The organism is Phenylobacterium sp. (assembly GCF_035539035.1).
In the GTDB taxonomy this organism is placed as follows: domain Bacteria; phylum Pseudomonadota; class Alphaproteobacteria; order Caulobacterales; family Caulobacteraceae; genus Phenylobacterium.
In genome coordinates this window covers 372,616-388,909 of the sequence record NZ_DATLJI010000012.1, presented here as the reverse complement: position 1 = coordinate 388,909, position 16,294 = coordinate 372,616, and the positions used below count along the sequence as shown (strand labels likewise).

The window sequence follows — 16,294 nt, the reverse complement described above, 5'->3', positions numbered from 1 at the left end:
CTGACCCTTGGCGCACGGCCCCGGGCGCCGCGTCGTCGGCGCGCCAGGTGATTCGCACGGCAAGCTTAAGATAAGGCGGAAGGACGGGCTTAACGAAACCTGCCCTTCCGCCTGCGTCCGAGCGCCTCGCGGCCTAGTGTAGCGTGTCCCCGCCGCCGCTCCCGGCCTTGCGGCTCGACGCCCGGCGGGCGGCCATGTTGAGGGCCTCTACCAGCGCCGAGAAGGCCATGGCCGCATAGATGTAGCCCTTGGGCACGTGCACCCCGAAACCGTCGGCGATCAGCACCGCCCCGATCATCAGGAGGAAGCCCAGGGCCAGCATCACCACGGTGGGGTTGCGGTTGATGAAGTTCGCCAGCGGATCGGCGGCGAACATCATGACGGTGACCGCGAAGACCACGGCCACCACCATGATCGGCAGGTGCTCGGTCATGCCGACGGCGGTCAGGATGGAGTCCACCGAGAACACCAGGTCCAGCAGCAGGATCTGGACGATGGCCGAGGCGAAGTTGCGGGCCACCGGGCCGGTGGTGTCCATCACCCCGTGGCCGTCGGCCGGCGCGGTCTTCTCGTGGATCTCGGTGGTGGCCTTCCACACGAGGAACAGGCCCCCGGCGATCAGGATCAGGTCGCGCCAGGAGAACTGCAGCTCGAAGGCGGGCTCGCCGTGGGCGTTCAGCGGCCCCTGCCAGGGCAGCGAGAACACCGGCTGGGTCAGGGTGACGATGAAGGCGATGGTGGAGAGCAGGCCCAGCCGCATGATCAGTGCGAGCGAGATGCCGACCCGGCGGGCCTTGCTGCGCTGGTGCTCGGGCAGCTTGTTCGAGAGAATCGAGATGAAGATCAGGTTGTCGATCCCGAGGACCACTTCCATGACGATCAGGGTGATCAGCGCCGCCCAGGCGGCGGGGTCGCTCAAGAGGGCCGGAATGCTGTCCATCGGGGGGCTGTCTCTCTCCGTCGCTTGTGGCTCGGCCATATCTAGTGGCCGTGGCGGTCCTGCCTAGTCCGCAGCCGCGGCCGGGCGTTTATCCACAGGCGATTGCTGCCCTCTCGTTTTCGTGAATGAGGCGAGTTTGCCGGCGCGAGCACTTGGCCGCAGCGCCTCGAGCGGAGCCGAGGACTTGTTTCAGATCATTGCAGGCGCGTGAGCCCGAATGACCGCTCCGGGCCGTCGAGACGTCACCGCGCCCGGTTACAGCATAGATGAGCTTATGAACGACGAGATCCCGCCCCCGGGTGGCATAGTTGCCTTAACGCCGGCGCTCGCATTAACATATTTTTCTTCTAAGCTCTTGGTGCCGGGGGATATTGTCGATCGTCCAGGGGCTCAGCCCCGCGATGACGTGCGCCACGCCACGGCCGCAGCCGCGTAAACCCTCTTTTCACTGGAGGCAGGCTAGGGTTATCCCTTTCGCTGTTGCGTGGGGAGTGCCCAAGTATGCGTAAACGGATGCGGACCCTTCTGGGTTCCCTGGCCGTCGCCGCCTTCGTCGGCATGGCCCCCGTCAGCGCCGCCGCCGACACCTACTGGCAGTGCGTGCCGTTCGCGCGCCTGCTCTCGGGCATCCAGATCTTCGGCGACGCGCGCACCTGGTGGCAGCAGGCGATCGGCAAGTACGAGACCGGCTTCCAGCCGAAGGCCGGCGCCGTCCTCTGCTTCAAGCCCACCGACCGCATGCGTCTCGGCCACGTGGCCGTGGTGAGCCAGGTGCTCACCGACCGCGTGGTCCAGATCACCCACGCCAACTGGTCGCCGATCGGCGGCTCGCGCGGCAAGGTCGAGAAGGACGTCACCCTGATCGACGTCTCGCCGCAGGGCGACTGGAGCCAGGTGAAGGTCTGGTACGACCCGAGCCGAGATCTCGGCGGCTCCACCTATCCCACCTACGGCTTCATCTATCAGGACGCCAACGCCCAGAAGATCGCGGCCTCCAACTGGAACAACGCGGGCGCCACGGCGCTGGCCATGGCGCAATCCGCCGCCAGCCAGGTGTCGGCCGCCATGCGCCCCGGCGCCGGCCCCCTCGCCATGCTGGGCCAGGCCGCCGACTCCAGCGACCGCATCGGCGCCCTGCTGGCCGGCGCGCTCGGCCAGGGCGGCGACAACTAGGTCAGATTCCCGCGTACCACTCGTAGCCGCGGTCTTCCCAGAACCCGCCCTTGCCGCCGTCCAGGTGGGCGAAGTCGGCCACGGCCTCGAGCCGGTGAACGTACTTGGCGTGCTTGTAGCCGAGCTGCCGCTCGACCCGCAGCCGCACCGGCGCGCCGTGCGCCACCGGCAGGACCTGGTCGTTCATCTCGTAGGCCAGCAGGGTCTGCGGGTGGTAGGCGTCGATGAGGTCGATGCTCTCGTAGTACATGCCGTCCGGCCCGACCCCGAGTTGGTCGGCGCAGTGGAAGACGATGTAGCGCGCCTCGGGCTTGAGCCCGGCGCGGTCGAGCAGCGGCCCCAGCCTCGCCCCCGTCCACTTGCCGATCGAGGACCAGCCCTCCACGCAGTCGTGCCGGGTGATCTGGGTCCGGGCCGGCAGGGCGCGCAGCTCCGGCAGGCTAAGGGACAGCGGCCGTTCCACCAGCCCATCCACCTGGATCCGCCAGTCGGCGAAGTTCGAGGCCAGGTGGCGGGCATAGTCGGGCCCGCCCGGGTGGCGCGTGCCGTTGGCGCGGAAGTCCGGGGAGATGTCGGCGGCCGAGAACTCCCGGGCCAGGGCCTTGCGGTCGGTGACCAGCCGCTGGGCCCGCCGCGTCAGGCCCTCGGCGCCCTGCAGCATGGCGGTGAAACGCGGATCGGCGTTCAGCCGATCGCAGGCCCCCAGCATCAGCCCGCCCAGCGCCGCGCCTGCACCGCGCAGCCAGCCCCGGCGGTTGGCGTCGCTCACGGGCGGCCTCCCTCGGTCTCGATGGCGTAGCGGCCGGTGATCATGCCGCGCATGTTGTTCCAGAAGCCCGACAGCACCACCAGCGCCACGTGGACGAGCACGAAGAGCACGACGAGCCCGGCGCAGATGAAGTGGATCGAGCGGGCCGACTGCCGGCCGCCGAACAGGTCGACGAGCCAGGGCGCGGCGGCGTTGAACCCCGGCGACATGGAGAGCCCTGTGAGCAGCATGAGCGGCAGGACCACGAGGATCATGGCCAGGTAGGTGAGCTTCTGCAGGAGATTGTAGGTGCGGGCCGCCTCCCCCTTCGGGAAGCGCAGCTTCAGGTGATCGACGATGTCCTGCCGGATGCTGCGCGGCGCGAGCTGGTCCCGCGTCGGCAGGAGGTCGCGCCGCAGGTGGCCGCCGAGGAGCCCGGAGCCGAGGTAGACCAGGCCGTTGATGACGAACAGCCAGGCGAAGAAGAAGTGCCACCGACGGCCGCTCGCCAGGTCGCGGTAGCTGGGCACGGTCGTCCAGGCGGGGAAGCCGCGCGGCTCGCGCTTGCCCACCTGCCCCGAGTAGCCGAACAGGCCCGTCGTCTCGAACTGCGCCCCGCCCAGGGTGGTGACCCCCACCGGCTGGCCGCTCCGCTCCTGCATCGACATGGACAGCCACGGCGCGGCGAAGGTCGACTTCTGCCCCCAGTAGAGCGCCGGGTGGGCGTTGAAGATCTGCAGCCCGCTCATCAGCAGCAGGCTGACGGCCAGCACATTGATCCAGTGGGTCGCCCGCGTGACGCCCGAGTGGCGCCGCACGAGAACCCTGGTCGGTCGGGCCTTCCCGCCCATGGCCGCTCCTTCCCCCGATGCGGCGACGATCCTGCCACAGCCAGGGTACGGGATCGACAGGGCCCCGGATGCGCGGGAACGCCCCCGTCTCCCCGGCGCTTCTCCTGCAGACCAGAGGAGCAGGCCCATGCCGCAAGAGCGCGACGACAAGATCAACACCGAGGGCCGCAAGGCCAACGCCGCCCAGCCGCTGAACGCTGCCGACGACAACGCCGGCGCTGAACGCTATCCGCCCGCCCGCCGCGACGACTCGGTCGAGGCCTCCGGCGAAACGCGCAGCTTCGATCCGAGCGCCGACGCGCCCACCCCGCGGCAGGGGGCCGGCGACACCTCGCCCACCTCGGCGAACGAGGGTCGGCTCGGGCCGGGCGCAGATCCCGCCGAGGGCAAGCGCTAGCCGCCGCGCCCGGGCGCCCCTAAGCTCCCCGGCCATTCGATGGGGGAGAGGCGCGCTTGAGCGGCGAGGGTGTGGAGGTCTGGCGGGGCAGCGTCGCGACCTGGGAATGCGACGCCATGGGCCACCTGAACGTCGGCTTCTACGTGGCCAGGAGCATGGAGGGCCTGATCGGCCTGGCCGCCGAACTCGGCATGCCGCAGGCCTTCGCGCCCGACGCGCCCGCCACCCTGATCGTCCGCGAGCAGCACATCCGCTTCCTCAGGGAAGCCCATCCCGGCGCGCCTCTGCACATGACCGGCGGCGTGGTGGAGATGGGCGAGGACGAGGCCCGCCTGCTCCTCCTGCTGCGTCACCGCACCGGGGAACTCGCGGCCTGCTTCCAGACCGTCGTGGCCCACGCCACCGCCGGGGAGGGTCGCGTCTTTCCCTGGCCCGAGCGCGTCCGCCGCCGGGCCGAGGCGCTCGCCGTGGAGGTCCCGCCCCAGGCGGCCCCCAAGAGCATCGGGCTTGAGCCGATCGAGAGCCAGGCCAGCCTGGCGCGTGCCGAGGCGCTGGGACTGAAGCGCACGGCCCTGGGCGCCGTCCGCGCCGGCGACTGCGACGCGTTCGGCCGGATGCGCACCGAGCTGATGATGGCGCGGATCTCGGACGGCATCCCCCACTTCTTCGACGGCCAACGGCCCGGCGCGGCCGAGGGCGGTGCGCGGGTCGGTGGGGCGGCCTTGGAATACCGGCTGGTCCACCTGGACTGGCCGCGGGCGGGCGATCGGGTGGAGCTCCGCTCCGGCCCGGCCGGCGGGGACGCGCGCTTCCGGCGGCTCATCCACTGGCTGCTGGATCCCGCGACCGGCCAGGCGTGGGGCGTGGCGGAGGCCATCGCCGTCTCCTTCGACCTGGAGACGCGCAAGATCATCACCCTGTCGGACGAGGCGCTGGCCCAGGCGAACGCCGGCGCCGTGCCGGGCCTGACGCTCTAGGCCGCCGCCTCGCGGAGCGCCTGGCGCACCAGTTCCGGCCGCTCCATGGGCAAGAAATGGCTCGCGCCGGCGACCGTCTCGACCCTGATCCGGCCGGTCCCCAGGAGCTCCGGCAGGTGGTCGTCCAGGCGGGCGGTGGAGCCCACCTCGGCCCGTAGGATGCGGATCGGGCAGCGCGTCGCCCGGAAGGCGGCCCACGGATCGTAGTTGTGAGAGCGGAAGTTCGACGCCTCCCATTCCGGCCGGCAGGTAAGCGTCACGCCGCCCGCGCCGTCGACCTGGAAGCCCGCCTCCACATAGTCGGCGAGTTGGGCGTCGTTCCAGGTGCGGAAGGCGCCGCGACCGCGATAGGCCTCGAGCGCCGCGCGTTTGTCCGGGAAGTCGGCGCGGCGGCGCAGCGCGCCCTGCGCCAGGGGCGACTCCGCCACCGCAGGATCGTCTTCCGAGCGGCGCCCCGGGGTGTGGATCAGCACCGGGTCGAACAGCACCAGGGCCTTGGCCCGGCCAGGCTCCGCGGCCGCCGCCAGCAGGCTGGCGGTTGCGCCCATGGAGTGGCCCGCCAGCACCACCGGACCCTCGGTCGCCGCCGCCAGCAGGGCGCGCAGGTCGTCGCGGAATTCGCTCCAGCCGTCGCGGCCCTCGATCACCGCCGGAAGCGTGCTCGCCCCATGGCCGCGCAGGTCGAGGGCCAGGATCCGCAGCCGCTCGCCCAGCGGCGCGAGGATCGAGCGGTAGGTGCGGGCGTTGAAACCGTTGGCATGGGAGAAGACGATGTCCACCGGCCGCTCTTGCGGCCCGAAGTCGAGGACCGCCATCGCGCCGCCGCGCGAGGGCAGCTCCACGTTCCGCGCGCGCGGCTCGAACTCGACCTCGGTGTCCATGAACGCCCTCCGACCGCCCCCATATAACCGCCGATCACCTCAGGAGAAGACATGAAGCTCGCGACCATCGGCTACGAGAGCGAGACGCAAGGCGCCGTGATCGACCGGCTGAAGCAGGCGGGGGTCGAAGTGCTGATCGACGTCCGCGCGGTGGCGGCCTCGCGCCGGGCGGGCTTCTCCAAGACCCTGCTGGCGGCAAGCCTGAAGGACGCCGGCATCGACTACGTGCATCTCCGCCAGCTCGGCACCCCCAAGCCGGGCCGGGACGCCGCGCGCAAGGGCCACATTGCCGAGATGCGGGCGATCTTCGAGGGCCACCTTGCCGAGCCCGGCGCCCAGCTGGAGCTCGCCAAGGCCACGGAGATCGCGCGGGAGAAGAAGGCCGCCTTGCTCTGCTACGAGGCCGACCATCGCGGCTGCCACCGGGCCATCGTCGCCGACCGCATCTGCGAGGCCCTTGGCTGCGAGATCGAGAACCTCTGAGCTTGGCGTCCCTCGCGTAAGGGGACGATGATGCCGGCCTTCGGGAGGAGACCGCCATGAACGCCCCAGCCCAGTTCGACTGCACGGCCCAGGCCTGGACCTGTTTCGACGTCGTCATCGAGGGCCACGTCGCCCACATCCGGCTGAAGCGGCCGGAGGCGATGAACACCATGGTCCGGGCGTTCTGGAACGAGCTGCCGGCCATCGTGCGCGACATCAACGACAATGCGCGCGCTCGCTGCATCGTCATCTCCTCCACCGGCAAGCACTTCTGCGCCGGCATGGACCTGGCGGTGTTCGGCGGCGGCGGCTCCACCTCGTCGGCGGCCTCGGACGACCGCTACGTCAACGCCGAGGCCATGCGCTTCCACGTGAAGCTGCTGCAGGACAGCTTCTCCTGCCTGGACGAGGCCCGCATGCCGGTGATCGCCGCCATCCAGGGCGGCTGCGTCGGCGGGGCGGTGGACATGACCAGCGCCTGCGACATCCGCTACTGCACCAGCGACGCCTTCTTCGTGATCCAGGAGATCAACATCGGCATGACCGCCGACGTCGGCACCTTCCCCAGGCTCTGCAAGCTGATCCCCGAGGGGTGGGTCCGCGAGCTCGCCTATACGGGCCGTAGGCTGCCGGCGCTCCGGGCCCGCGAGATCGGCCTGGTCAACGAGGTGTTCGACACCCACGAGGAGGTGGTGGCCCATGCCCTGGCCACCGCCCGCGAGATCGCCTCCAAGGCGCCGCTCGCCGTCACCGGCTCCAAGGTGATGATCAACTACGCCCGCGATCACTCCATCAAGGACGCGCTCGACTATATCGCCGTCTGGCAGACCTCGATGTTCTCCGGCCCGCACATGGCCGAGGCGTTCAAGGCCAAGGCCGAGAAGCGCGAGGCGGATTTCCCCGACCTCGCGCCGCTGCGCCACGAGATGTGACCCTAGCTGGCGGCTGCGGCCTGTGGCGCGATCCAGGCCAGCTTTTCGCGGTCAGCGGCGTCGAACTCGGCGGCCGTGAGGTCGCAGCCGGCCATGCGGGCCTGGCTGACGTCGGCGTCGAGGAAGCGCGCGCGCGGCGCAGACGCGCCGCGGAAGTCGGTGTTGTGCAGCGAGGCGCGGGTGAAGTCGGTGCGCACATAGCGCCCCTCGGCGATCATCAGCGGACCCATCCGCGCGCCGCGCAGGTCGGCGCGGGCGAGCTGGGCGTCGGTGAGCTTGGCCCCGCGCAGGTCCGCGCCCTGCAGGTTCACCCCGCGCAGGTCGCAGCCCGAGAGGTCGGCGCCCTGCAGCTCCACCCCCTGCATGTCCAGGCCGAACAGGATCGAGCGGGGCGCCACCAGCGCGGTGAGCTTGCGGCCCCGCAGGCTGCGGAGCGGGCGGAAGTCCACCTCGGGCAGGCTGACCACCCGGCCCCGAGCGCCGTCGGTTTCGCAATAGGCTTCGTGCTCGGCGAGGATTTCGTCGAGCGGCCGGTCGTCCACATAGGCGAGCGGCGCGGGCGCGCGCAGCACGTCGGTCAGGTCGGCGTCGTCGAGGCGGGCGTGCTCCAGGTTCACCCCGGCCAGCACGGCGCGCTTCATGGAGGCTCCGGTGAGGTCCGCGCCGCCGAGGTCGGCGCCGGAGAGGTCCGCCCCGTCCAGCACCGCCCGGTGCAGGCGCGCGCCCGACAGCACGGCGCCGGCCAGGCTGGCGTCGGTGAAGTCCACGGCCATGGCGATCGCGCCGGCCATCTGGGCCCCGGCGAGGTTGGCGCCGGTGAGGACGGCGTAGTTCAGCTCGCCCGGCCGGTGCTCGTGGCGCAGCACGCGGAAGCCGTCGAGCTTGTCCTGCAGGGCGATACGGCCCTCGCGCAGGTCGCAGCCGGCGAGGTCGGCGCTGGCCAGGTTCGCCCCCCGCAGGCAGGCGCCGCGCAGGTCGGCGCGCCGCAGGTTCGCCCGCCGCAGGTCGGCCTCGCGCAGGTCGGCTCCGAACAGGATGGCCCGCGAGAGATTGGTGCGGGCGAGCATCGCGCCCTCGAGCTTGGCGCCGGCGAGATCAGCCTCGCGCAGGTCGAGACCCTCCAGGGAGCAGTTGGACAGGTCCGCGTAGGTCAGCGACAGCCTGCGCCCGCCGGAACGCCCGGCCAGGTAGCGCTGGTGCGCCTCCACGGCCTCGCGCAGCGCATTGGCGTCGAGCGCCACATGATGGGGGACAGCCTGGGTGGACATGGCGACCTTGCTTGCCCCGCCACCGTGCGCCGCGCCGCTTAAGGAACGGTTGCGGCGTTAAGCCTTTCCCGCCGGCTGGACGTCCCTCAGGACCTCCGCCAGCAGCCGGCCCTCGACCGCGCGGTTGGAGCCGGCGCGCCAGGCGATCACGATCTCGCGGCTGGGATGGTCCGCGTCGATCGGCCGGACCGCCACGGGTGCGGCTTCGGCGAGGCCGGCGCTCACCGCCATCTTCGGCAGGAAGGTCACGCCGAGGCCGGAGCCCACCATCTGCACCAGCGTCGGCAGCGACGTGGCCGCGAAGGTCTCCTCGTCGCTCGCCTTCGGCGGCTTCAGGCCGCAGGCGGAGAGCGCGTGTTCGCGCAGGCAGTGACCGTCCTCCAGCAGGATCAGCCCCTCGTGCTCCAGCGCCTCGGGGGTCACCGACGTCTGCCGGGCCAGCGGATGGTTGGCCGGCATGGCGGCCAGCAGGGTGTCGTCGGCGACGTGGGCCCACTGCAGCCCGCTCATGTCGTAGGGCAGGGCGATGAGGGCGGCGTCGAGCTGACCGGCCTTCAGGAGCGCGATCAGCCGGTGTGTCAGGTCCTCGCGCAGGAACAGCCGCAGCTTCGGGAAGCGGTCCCGCAGCGCCGGCAGGGCCTTGGGCAGCAGGAAGGGCGCGATGGTCGGGATCACGCCCAGCCGGAAACGGCCGGTGAGCGGCTGGCCGGCGTTCTTGGCGGCCTCCACCAGCTCCTCGGCCTCGTTGAGGATCACCGTGGCCCGGCGCAGCGCCTCCTCGCCGACCGAGGTCAGGATCACGCCCGAGCGGGCGCGGTCCACGACGTTGGCGCCGAGCGTGCGCTCGAGTTCCTGGATGCCCGCCGAGAGCGTCGGCTGGGTGACGTGGGCCGCCTCGGCGGCGCGGCCGAAGCTGCCGTTCTCGGCGAGCAGCTTCAGGTACTGCAGCTGGCGCAGGGTCGGCAGCATCGGCGTCCTCCGGAAGCCGATAGATAGTCTCTATTTCAATTCCAAAAGCAATCGATTTGCCTGTGGTCAGGTGGAGCCGTAGGTGTGACCCACGATCGCTCCAGCGACGCGCTGAAGGTGGCCCCGACCGAGGCCTTCAGCGGTCCGGGAGGAGCGCTCCTCCCCCCTTGCCGCTCCTCCCGGATCCCTTCCTCAGGCCTGCTCGAAGCTCAGGGGACCGCCCCAGAAGGTCTCCACGAGGCTGTGCTGCGCGCCAGGCTGGCCGGTGGTGAGGAACCGGCGGACCGAGCTCTGGCCGGGATCGATTTCCGGGTGCCGCTCGAAGTAGCGGGCGAGGGCGTCGGCGGTGGCGTCCGGCTGGTGGATCAGCGGCGTGCCCGGCGGCAGGGCCTCGCGGAACAGGTCGGCGACGATCTCGTAGTGGGTGCAGCCGAGGATCGCCCGGTCAGGCCAGCGGCCGATGCGGGTCTTCAGCGCCTGGACGTGGCGTTCGATCACCGCCTTCAGCTCTTCTCGGCTGGCGCCCTGCTCGATCATCCGGGCGAGCTCCGGACAGGGCTCGGAGAAGACGGCGACGTCCTGCCGGCGCTTGTCGACTTCGATCTCATAGACCCGGCTGCCGGCGGTGGCGGGCGTGGAGAAGACGCCCAGGATGTCGAGCTTCTCAACCTTCTCGCCGCGCCGCTCGGCCTCGTGCTCCCATGGCAGGCCCGTCGCGGCCTCGATGGTGGGCACCACGATGCCCAGCACGTTGACCGGCCGGCCGATCTGCTTGCGGTAGCCCGGCAGCCAGGTCTGCTGCAGGCGCCGCAGCGCCACGCTGGCGGCCGTGTTGCAGGCCAGGACGACGAGGTTGCAGCCCTCCTCGAACAGCCGCTCGCAGCCGGCCCTCGTCAGGGCGACGATCTCCTCCCCGGTCTTGCCGCCGTAGGGGGCGTTCGCCTGGTCGGCGAGATAGACGAAGTCGGCGGTTGGGAACCGCTCGACGAGCTTGTGGTGGACGGTCAGCCCGCCCACGCCGGAGTCGAACACGCCGATGGCCATCCGCTGGTGTTAGCGGGCGTCGCCGAGGTCGGCTAGGGGCGGGCCGGTGGGTTTTCGATGCAGGCGTAACATTACCGCCCTGTCATGTGACGTTCAGGACGGACGTGCCTAAGGTCCCGCAGCTTTTCGCATTTTCGTCTGGAGACCTCATGCGCCGGCGCACGTTCCTTGCCGCTTCCTCGGCCCTGGCCGCCACGTCCTTGCTTCCGGCCGCCGCGCAGGCCCAGGCGACCAACCCGCTGCTGGCCCCGTGGACCGGCCCCTACGGCGGCGTCCCGCCGTTCGACAAGGTGAAGGTCGCCGACTTCAAGCCGGCGCTGGAGACCGGCATGGCGCTCGAGCTGCGCGACGTGGAGGCGATCGCCAACGCCACGGCGCCGGCCACCTTCGAGAACACGCTGGCGGCCATGGAGCGCTCGGGCGAGGCGCTGGAGCGGGCGGAGATCATCTATTCGATCTGGGGCGGCACGCTTTCGACGCCCGAGGTGCGGGCCATCGAGAAGGAGATCGAGCCCAAGCTCTCGGCGCACTCCGACCGCATCCTGCAGAACGAGAAGCTGTTCCGCCGCATCGACGCGGTCCACGAGCACCGCGACCACCTGAACCTGACGCCGGAGCAGAAGCGGCTGTCGGTGCTGCGCTGGAACACCTTCGTGCGCAATGGCGCGAAGCTGGACAGCGCCGCCAAGGCCCGCGTGGCCCAGATCAACGAGGAGCTGGCCGGCCACTTCACGACCTTCAGCCAGAACCTGCTGCACGACGAGACCGAGCGGGACATCTACCTGAAGGCGACCGACCTCGACGGCCTGCCCGATGACGTGCGCGCCGCCATGGCCGCGGCCGCCAACGGCAAGAACCGGCCGGGCGAGTACGTCATCGTCAACACCCGCTCGTCGGTGGATCCGTTCCTGACCTATTCGGCGCGCCGCGACCTGCGCGAGCAGGTCTGGAAGAACTTCTACAGCCGCGGCGACAACGGCGATGCCTGGGACAACAACGCCGTCATCAAGAAAATCCTGAAGCTGCGGTCCGAGCGGGCGAAGCTGTTCGGCTTCCCGACCCACGCCCACTGGCGCCTCGCCAACAACTCCATGGCCGACAAGCCGGAGGCCGCCATGGAGCTGATGCTGCGGGTGTGGCCCTCGGCCATCGCCCGGGTCCGCGAAGAGGTGGCCGAGATGCAGGCCATCGCGGACAAGGAAGGCGCGAAGATCAGGATCGCGCCCTGGGACTACCGCTTCTACGCCGAGAAGGTGCGCAAGGCCCGCTACGACCTCGATATGAACGAGGCCAAGCCGTACATGCAGCTCGAGAAACTGCGCGAGGGCATGTTCTGGGCCGCCGGCCAGCTCTACGGCTTCGAGTTCGTCCCCGTGACCAACGTGCCCGTGCAGCATCCCGACGTGCGCGTCTGGGAGGTGAAGCGCGGGCCCGAGCACGTCGGCCTCTGGTACTTCGACCCCTATGCCCGGGCCGGCAAGCGCTCCGGCGCCTGGATGAACGCCTACCGCAGCCAGGAGACCTTCGACGGCAAGGTCACGACGATCGTCTCCAACAACTCCAACTTCGTGAAGGGCGCGCCGGGCGAGCCGGTGCTGATCTCCTGGGACGACGCGGAGACCATGTTCCACGAGTTCGGCCACGCCCTGCACGGCCTGAACTCCAAGGTCACCTACCCGTCGCTGTCGGGCACGCGGGTGTTCCGCGACTACGTGGAGTTCCCCTCGCAGATCAACGAGCACTGGCTGCGGACGCCGCAGGTGCTGAACCGCTTCGCCCTGCACTATCAGACCGGCAAGCCGATCCCGGCCGAACTGGTCGCCAAGATCGAGAAGGCCTCGACCTTCCGGCAGGGCTTCGACGTGACCGAGTACCTGGCCTCGGCGCTGATCGACATGAAGCTGCACCTGGCCGGCGACGCCGACATCGACCCGGACGCCTTCGAGCGCGAGGAGCTCACGAAGCTCGGCATGCCGGCCGAGCTGCCCATGCGCCACCGGACCCCGCAGTTCGGCCACATCTTCTCGTCCGACGGCTATTCGGCCGGCTACTACTCCTACCTGTGGTCGGAGGTGATGGCGCTCGACGCCGTCGAGGCGTTCCGCGAGGCGCCGGGCGGGCTCTACGACAAGGCCGTCGCCAAGCGGCTGCACGACACGGTGATGAGCGTCGGCAACTCCATCGACCCGCGCGAGGGCTACCGCGCCTTCCGGGGCCGCGACCCGGACGTGAAGGCCTACCTGCGCGACAAGGGCTTCCCGACGACCTGAGACGGCGCCATCGTCCCCCGACCATGACGTCGGGGGGCGTGGCATGGAGTCGTTCGAATACCTGCTGATCCTTGCCTCGGTCGTGCTGGGGCTGGCGGTCACCGACCTTGCGACAAGCCTTCACCGCCTGCTGGCGGCGGGCGGCCGCGTGAAATGGGACTGGCTCGCGCCGCTGGCCGCCATGGTGGCCTTCCTCAAGATCGTGACCCAGTGGTGGAGCTGGCGGGCCGCCGCCTCCATGGCGGGCGGCTTCACCTTCGAGATGTTCCTGGGCGTGCTCGTCGCCACGGTGCTGCTGTTCCTGATGGCGGCCGCGGCCCTGCCGGACGAGGCCGGCGAGGTCGATCTCGCCGCTCACTACGAGGCGGTGCGCCGCCGCTTCTGGACCCTCTTCGTCGGCCACTGGCTGCTGATGAACGGGGTCAGCGTCTGGGCGCAGATGCAGATCGCCCACGCGAGGCTCTCGCCGCTCTCCCTTGTCCTGCTGCTCGGGCCGCTGGCGCTTACGATGGTCTTTGTGCGCAATCGCTGGGTCCACACCGCGGTGCTCGCCGGGCTCTGCGTCGTCTACGTGGGCCAGTTCCTCGGGCGTGGCCTGCCTAGCTGAAGAGATCGCCCTGGGCGGCGGCCCCAACGACCGCAATCGGCGCGCCCTCGATGGCGAGCAGCCTCAGCTTCGTCTGGGCGCCGCCGCGGGCCGAGAAGCCGCCGAGCCTGCCGCCCGCCGCCGTCACCCGGTGACAGGGCACGACGATCGGCCAGGGGTTCGCGCCGAGCGCCTGGCCGACCTGCTGGGCCAGCAGCTTGTCGCCGAGCCTCACCGCGATTTCGCCGTAGGTCAGGGTCTCGCCGGGCGGGATGGCGCGCGCGATTTCGTAGACCCGGGCGTTGAAGTCCGGCGTGCGGGAGAGGTCGAGCGGGGCGTCGGACAGGTCCGCCTTCTCGCCGCGCATCAGGGCCTGGATGCCGGCGAGGGTCGGCGCGAGGCGCTCGGGCGGCGCGGCCTCGACCGCCCCGGGGAAGCGGCGCAGGAAGCCGGCGCGCGCGGTCTCCGCCTCCGGCTCCGGCAGGTGGCAGGCGACGAGGCCCGCGTCGTTCCAGGCGACGCCGGCCCAGCCGATGGCGGTCTCGAAGAGGGCGTAGCGGGTCATGGCGTCAAGATAGCGCCGTTCGCCGCGCCCCGCTGGCGGCTTTCGGACACGCATGAGCGGTCGCCCAGGAGGTGACACGGGAAGATGTGGCGGCGGTCTGCGGCCTGAAACTCATGGCGGCCAGTCTGCCTGCGGGGCCCGGCGTCTCAAGGACCGGCCGCAGGCCGGCCGCGGCGCGGCGCGCCGGAGGCGCGTCCTTGACACGCCGGACCCCGCAGGCTCGCATCTGACCATGAGCTTCAAGGGCGGGAAGGCATCTCGAGGATGCTCCACACCTTCGTCGGCGCTATTCAAATGCTGCTCCTCGGAGCGGCCGTCATCTACGTATTTCGCACCATGTTCGCTCGACGCGCCCTCCTGAATGAGCTCACCGGGAAGGTGGGATACTGGCGCGTCTTCCTCGGATTGAAGACGGACGATCTTCGCTTCTCGCCGGAAGCCCGAGCACACGAGGCGAGGGCGAACCGCCTCAATCTGATCGCCGTCGCCCTCGCGGCCGCCTACGCCCTCATCACCTCCGCAGCCGATTTCTTGACCTGACCGTCCCTTGAGCGCATAAGCGCGCCCTTCCGGCCTGATCTCGATCAGCGCCCTCCACCGCCACGACCCCCATCACCATATGGGACGAGGGCGGCGAGGCCCCCCGTCGACGCAATCGTCCACGGGGGTCGATCGCGTTTGGGCCACAGGAGTAGGTTTTGTTCGACGCACTTACAGATCGGCTGTCCACCGTCTTCGACCGCCTCGGCGGCAAGGGCGTGCTGTCCGAGAAGGACGTGGACGAGGCGCTGCGCGAGGTCCGCATCGCGCTGCTGGAGGCCGACGTCGCGCTGCCGGTCGTGCGCGACTTCATCGCCAAGGCCAAGGAGCGGGCGACCGGCGAGGCCGTCATCCGCTCGGTGCGGCCGGCCGACCAGGTGGTCAAGATCACCTACGACGGCCTCGTCGAGATGCTGGGCGGCGAGGGCGAGCCCGAGGGGCTGAACCTCTCGCTGAACCCGCCGACCGTGATCCTGATGGCCGGCCTGCAGGGCTCGGGCAAGACGACCACCGCCGGCAAGCTCGCGCTGCGCCTGGCCAAGGACCGCAAGAAGGTCCTCGTCGCCTCCCTCGACACCCGCCGCCCGGCCGCCATGGAGCAGCTGGCGATGCTGGCCAAGCAGGCCGGGGTCGACAGCCTGCCGATCGTCGCCGGCCAGGCGGCGCCCGACATCGCCAAGCGGGCGATGAGCTCGGCCCGGCTGCAGGGCTACGACGTCCTGATCCTCGACACCGCCGGCCGAACGACCCTGGACGAGGCGATGATGAGCGAGGCGGCCGAGATCGCCCGCATCAGCTCGCCGTCCGAGACCCTGCTGGTCGCCGACAGCCTGACCGGCCAGGACGCGGTGCGCACCGCCAAGGCCTTCCACGAGCGCCTGCCGCTGACCGGCCTGGTGCTGACCCGGGCCGACGGCGACGGCCGCGGCGGGGCGGCGCTGTCGATGCGCGCGGTCACCGGCCTGCCGATCAAGTTCCTCGGCGTCTCGGAGAAGATCGAGGGCCTGGACGCCTTCGACGCCCGGCGCGTGGCAGGCCGGATCCTCGGCCAGGGCGACGTCGTCGCCCTCGTCGAGAAGGCCGCCCAGGACATCGACCAGGCCAAGGCCGAGGCCATGGCCCGCAAGCTGGCCAAGGGCCAGTTCGACCTCGACATGATGGCCGACCAGCTCGCCCAGATGAAGAAGATGGGCGGCATGGAGGGGCTGATGGGCCTCCTGCCGGGCGTCCAGAAGGTCAAGAAGCAGATCGCCGAGAGCGGAATCAGCGACAAGGTGTTCGACCGCCAGGTCGCCATCCTGTCGTCGATGACCAAGGCCGAGCGGAAGAAGCCCGACATCCTGCAGGCGTCGCGCAAGCGCCGCATCGCCGCCGGCGCGGGCGTCGACGTGGCCGAGGTCAACCGGCTCCTGAAGCAGCACCGCCAGATGGCCGACGCCTTCAAGATGATGAGCAAGGGCGGCGGCAAGGGCTTCGCCCAGATGGCCCAGATGCTCGGCGGCGGCGGCGGCATGGACCGCCTCAAGGCGCTCGGCGGCGGCAAGGCGCCGACCCCCGAACAGATGGAGGAGATGGCCGCCAAGCTGGGCGGCCCCGGCGCTCCGAGACTTCCCGGCCTGGGCGGCGGCCTGCCGCCCGGCTTCAATCCCTTCAAGAAATAGACTGAAAGA

At 70.5% G+C, this 16,294-nt stretch carries 17 protein-coding genes; 9 read left to right on the top strand and 8 right to left on the bottom strand.

Going from position 1 to position 16,294, the window contains the following annotated elements; all coding sequences use genetic code 11:
* Positions 1–133: 133 nt before the first annotated feature.
* Positions 134–940 carry a TerC family protein gene (locus VM685_RS07230; protein WP_325459447.1) on the bottom strand — a complete coding sequence of 269 codons (807 nt, stop codon included), beginning with the start codon at positions 938–940 and terminating at the stop codon, positions 134–136.
* A 501-nt stretch (positions 941–1,441) separates the two neighbouring features.
* Between VM685_RS07230 and VM685_RS07225 the strand changes: the two genes are divergently transcribed.
* Positions 1,442–2,113 (top strand): CHAP domain-containing protein, encoded by a 672-nt coding sequence (locus VM685_RS07225; protein WP_325459446.1) that lies wholly within the window; start codon positions 1,442–1,444, stop codon positions 2,111–2,113.
* A 1-nt stretch (position 2,114) separates the two neighbouring features.
* On the opposite strand, the gene VM685_RS07220 is transcribed toward VM685_RS07225, so the two are convergent.
* Together VM685_RS07220 and VM685_RS07215 are read right to left on the bottom strand one after the other, a co-directional pair.
* Positions 2,115–2,882: a molybdopterin-binding protein gene (locus VM685_RS07220; protein WP_325459445.1), complete on the bottom strand. Its 768-nt coding sequence runs from the start codon at positions 2,880–2,882 to the stop codon at positions 2,115–2,117.
* Positions 2,879–3,712, bottom strand: a complete 834-nt coding sequence (locus tag VM685_RS07215) for a cytochrome b/b6 domain-containing protein (protein ID WP_325459444.1) — start codon at positions 3,710–3,712, stop codon at positions 2,879–2,881. The genes VM685_RS07220 and VM685_RS07215 overlap by 4 nt, the downstream gene beginning before the upstream one ends.
* A gap of 127 nt (positions 3,713–3,839) precedes the next feature.
* On the opposite strand from VM685_RS07215, the gene VM685_RS07210 reads away from it, so the two are divergent.
* Both VM685_RS07210 and VM685_RS07205 read left to right on the top strand, forming a co-directional pair.
* Entirely contained in the window at positions 3,840–4,109 is a 270-nt protein-coding gene (locus VM685_RS07210; RefSeq protein WP_325459443.1) for a hypothetical protein, read from the top strand.
* Between the two features lie 56 nt (positions 4,110–4,165).
* Positions 4,166–5,086 carry a thioesterase family protein gene (locus VM685_RS07205; RefSeq protein ID WP_325459442.1) on the top strand — a complete coding sequence of 307 codons (921 nt, stop codon included), beginning with the start codon at positions 4,166–4,168 and terminating at the stop codon, positions 5,084–5,086.
* Here VM685_RS07205 and VM685_RS07200 read toward each other — a convergent pair.
* Complete coding sequence (locus VM685_RS07200) at positions 5,083–5,967, bottom strand: alpha/beta hydrolase (protein ID WP_325459441.1); 885 nt, start codon at positions 5,965–5,967, stop codon at positions 5,083–5,085. The genes VM685_RS07205 and VM685_RS07200 overlap by 4 nt on opposite strands.
* A gap of 51 nt (positions 5,968–6,018) precedes the next feature.
* Between VM685_RS07200 and VM685_RS07195 the strand changes: the two genes are divergently transcribed.
* Both VM685_RS07195 and VM685_RS07190 read left to right on the top strand, forming a co-directional pair.
* Positions 6,019–6,450, top strand: a complete 432-nt coding sequence (locus tag VM685_RS07195; protein WP_325459440.1) for a DUF488 domain-containing protein — start codon at positions 6,019–6,021, stop codon at positions 6,448–6,450.
* A 56-nt stretch (positions 6,451–6,506) separates the two neighbouring features.
* Complete coding sequence (locus tag VM685_RS07190; RefSeq protein ID WP_325459439.1) at positions 6,507–7,382, top strand: crotonase/enoyl-CoA hydratase family protein; 876 nt, start codon at positions 6,507–6,509, stop codon at positions 7,380–7,382.
* Between the two features lie 2 nt (positions 7,383–7,384).
* Here the strand turns inward: VM685_RS07190 and VM685_RS07185 are convergent, their stop codons facing one another.
* From VM685_RS07185 to VM685_RS07175, 3 genes are all read right to left on the bottom strand, one after another.
* Positions 7,385–8,650 (bottom strand): pentapeptide repeat-containing protein, encoded by a 1,266-nt coding sequence (locus VM685_RS07185; protein ID WP_325459438.1) that lies wholly within the window; start codon positions 8,648–8,650, stop codon positions 7,385–7,387.
* Positions 8,651–8,707: 57 nt separating this feature from the next.
* On the bottom strand, positions 8,708–9,619 hold the full coding sequence (locus VM685_RS07180; RefSeq protein ID WP_325459437.1) for a hydrogen peroxide-inducible genes activator: 912 nt from the start codon (positions 9,617–9,619) through the stop codon (positions 8,708–8,710).
* A gap of 192 nt (positions 9,620–9,811) precedes the next feature.
* Positions 9,812–10,663, bottom strand: a complete 852-nt coding sequence (locus VM685_RS07175) for a glutamate racemase (RefSeq protein WP_325459436.1) — start codon at positions 10,661–10,663, stop codon at positions 9,812–9,814.
* Between the two features lie 149 nt (positions 10,664–10,812).
* Here VM685_RS07175 and VM685_RS07170 point away from each other — a divergent pair, with 149 nt between their 5' ends.
* A complete protein-coding gene (locus VM685_RS07170) occupies positions 10,813–12,933 on the top strand; it encodes a M3 family metallopeptidase (protein ID WP_325459435.1) in 2,121 nt (706 codons plus the stop codon).
* A 43-nt stretch (positions 12,934–12,976) separates the two neighbouring features.
* Positions 12,977–13,540 carry a hypothetical protein gene (locus VM685_RS07165; RefSeq protein WP_325459434.1) on the top strand — a complete coding sequence of 188 codons (564 nt, stop codon included), beginning with the start codon at positions 12,977–12,979 and terminating at the stop codon, positions 13,538–13,540.
* Here VM685_RS07165 and VM685_RS07160 read toward each other — a convergent pair.
* Positions 13,533–14,084, bottom strand: coding sequence for a methylated-DNA--[protein]-cysteine S-methyltransferase (locus tag VM685_RS07160; RefSeq protein ID WP_325459433.1), 552 nt, complete (start codon positions 14,082–14,084; stop codon positions 13,533–13,535). The two genes, VM685_RS07165 and VM685_RS07160, sit on opposite strands and share 8 nt — an antisense overlap.
* A gap of 264 nt (positions 14,085–14,348) precedes the next feature.
* Here VM685_RS07160 and VM685_RS07155 point away from each other — a divergent pair, with 264 nt between their 5' ends.
* Together VM685_RS07155 and ffh are read left to right on the top strand one after the other, a co-directional pair.
* A complete protein-coding gene (locus VM685_RS07155; protein ID WP_325459432.1) occupies positions 14,349–14,624 on the top strand; it encodes a hypothetical protein in 276 nt (91 codons plus the stop codon).
* A 158-nt stretch (positions 14,625–14,782) separates the two neighbouring features.
* On the top strand, positions 14,783–16,285 hold the full coding sequence (gene ffh / locus VM685_RS07150) for a signal recognition particle protein (RefSeq protein ID WP_325459431.1): 1,503 nt from the start codon (positions 14,783–14,785) through the stop codon (positions 16,283–16,285).
* Positions 16,286–16,294: the final 9 nt, after the last annotated feature.